General features: G+C 66.4%; 1 protein-coding gene and 1 pseudogene. One reads left to right on the top strand and one right to left on the bottom strand.

The window, feature by feature from the left end:
- Positions 1 to 140 precede the first annotated feature (140 nt).
- A complete protein-coding gene (locus tag Q0654_RS14225; protein ID WP_298854928.1) occupies positions 141 to 1511 on the top strand; it encodes a pyridoxal-phosphate dependent enzyme in 1371 nt (456 codons plus the stop codon).
- Between the two features lie 398 nt (positions 1512 to 1909).
- On the opposite strand, the pseudogene Q0654_RS14220 reads toward Q0654_RS14225, so the two are convergent.
- Positions 1910 to 2366, bottom strand: a pseudogene (locus Q0654_RS14220) (methyl-accepting chemotaxis protein); the annotation flags it as partial.

Here is a 2366-nt window from a genome sequence, read left to right as displayed (position 1 = left end):
GCCCGGCCCTCGCGCATAGCGCTCGGGCGTTCGGCGACCCGCGCGGCAGTGCCGCGCAAGCGGGCCGCCTCACCCCAATCCCAGCTTCACCTATCATTCGCAGCACATCCACTTCTGATCGGCCGTCCGGCCACGTCCCCATGCCCATCCATGACAGCGTCACCGACCTGATCGGCAACACCCCGATCGTGCGCGCTCGCAACCTCGACACCGGCTGCTGCGAGCTGTTCTTCAAGCTCGAAGCCATGAACCCGGGCGGCTCGATCAAGGACCGCATCGGCCTGACCATGATCGAAGCCGCCGAGAAGGCCGGGAAGATCAAGCCCGGCGACACGCTGGTCGAGGGCACGGCCGGCAACACCGGTATCGGCCTGGCACTCGTCGCCCAGCAGAAGGGCTACAGGCTGATTCTGGTCGTGCCGGACAAGATGAGCCGCGAGAAGATCTTCAACTTGAAGGCCATGGGCGCCGAGGTCGTTCTGACGCGTTCCGACGTCGCCAAGGGCCACCCGCAGTACTACCAGGACCTCGCCGAGCAGATCGCCCGCGAAACCCCGGGCGCCTACTTCATCAACCAGTTCGGCAACCCCGACAATCCGCGTGCGCACGAAGAGGGCACCGGCCCCGAGATCTGGGCGCAGATGGAAGGCCAGATGGACGCCATCGTCTTCGGCGTCGGCTCCTCGGGCACAGTCACCGGCCTGTCGCGCTTCTTCAAGCGTGAGGCCCCGCACGTCGAGCTGATCCTCGCCGATCCGGTGGGCTCGATCCTCACCCAGTACATCAACGAGGGCACGCTCAGCACCAAGTCGGGCAGCTGGCTGGTCGAAGGCATCGGCGAGGACTTCCTGCCGCCGATCTCCGACTTTACCCACGTCAAAAAGGCCTACTCGGTCAGCGACCGCGACAGCTTCCACGCCGGCCGCGAGCTGCTGGCCAAGGAGGGCATCCTCGGCGGTTCGTCGACCGGCACGATCCTGGCAGCGGCGCTGCGCTACTGCCGCGAGCAGACCACGCCCAAGCGCGTGGTGATGTTCGTCTGCGACACCGGCAACAAGTACCTGTCGAAGATGTACAACGACTACTGGATGCTCGACAACGGCTTCCTCGAGCGCCCGCAGCACGGCGACCTGCGCGACCTGATCCTGCGCCCCTACGCACAGCGCGATACGGTCGTCATCGGCCCGAACGATGCGCTCACCGTGGCCTACCAGCGCATGAAGCTCTACGACGTCAGCCAGCTGCCGGTGATGGAGGACGATCGCCTGGTCGGCATCGTCGACGAGAGCGACGTGCTGCTGCACGTGCACGCCGACGAAGCGCGCTTCCGTGACTCGGTGTCCACCGCGATGATCACCACGCTGGACAAGCTCGACGTGCGCGCCCCGGTCGAAACCCTGCTGCCGGTGTTCCAGCGCGGCCACGTCGCCATCGTCATGGACGGCGAGAAGTTCCTCGGTTTGATCACCCGCATCGACCTGCTCAACTACCTGCGGCGCAGGGTGGCTTGATTTTGTCGGGATTGGGGATTCGGGATTAGGGATTCGTAGAAGCGAAGCACGCGGGTTCGATTCGCGTCGTCGGTGCAGTCAGGTGCAACAAGGCGAGTCATAGGGTGGGCCCTGGCCCACCATGAGCCACACGCTCGCCGCACCCCGGCGCTTGATCCCATCACTCGATCCAAGGACGGCGACCCCATCACCCGAACCGGTATCAGCGCAGCACATCGTTCCGAGGCACTGCGGCGACGGTCAGCTGTGCGCGTTGCCGGCGCCGCGGTTCTTGGGAGGCTCGTATCGATCCGTGCGTGTGACCGGGGCCAGTGTTCAGCTCATGGGGGGCCAGGGCCCACCCTATGCAGCTCGGCTCTTGCGAATCCCGGATCCCGAATCTCCAATCCCGGCCCTCAAAGCCTGAACCGCGCCACGTTCTCCGCCAGCCGTGCGGCCTGTTCTTCCATTGCACGTGCGGCGGCGGTGGCCTCTTCGACCAGGGCCGCGTTCTGCTGGGTGGTTTCGTCCATGTGGGTGACGGTGTTGCTCACCTGCTCGATGCCGGCGGTCTGCTCGGCGGACGCTGCGCTGATCTCGCCCATGATGTCGGTGACGCGCTTCACCGAGGCCACGATCTCGGCCATCGTCGCGCCGGCGGAGTCGACCAGCTGGCTGCCGGAGCCGACCTTCTGCACCGTCTCCGAAATGAGGCCCTTGATCTCGCGGGCGGCGGCCGCCGAGCGCTGCGCCAGGGTGCGGACTTCGCCTGCGACCACGGCGAACCCGCGGCCCTGTTCGCCGGCGCGGGCGGCCTCGACTGCGGCGTTCAGCGCGAGGATGTTGGTCTGGAAGGCGATGCCGTCGATGACGCCG

Source organism: uncultured Aquimonas sp. (assembly GCF_937888285.1).
In the GTDB taxonomy this organism is placed as follows: Bacteria; Pseudomonadota; Gammaproteobacteria; order Xanthomonadales; family Xanthomonadaceae; genus Aquimonas.
Note: the sequence above shows the minus strand (reverse complement) of the source record. Positions and strands in the feature narration are given on the sequence as shown.

Coding starts and splice junctions, on each gene's coding strand:
- Q0654_RS14225 (WP_298854928.1), top strand. CDS start 141: ATGCCCATCCATGACAGCGTCACCGACCTGATCGGCAACACCCCGATC.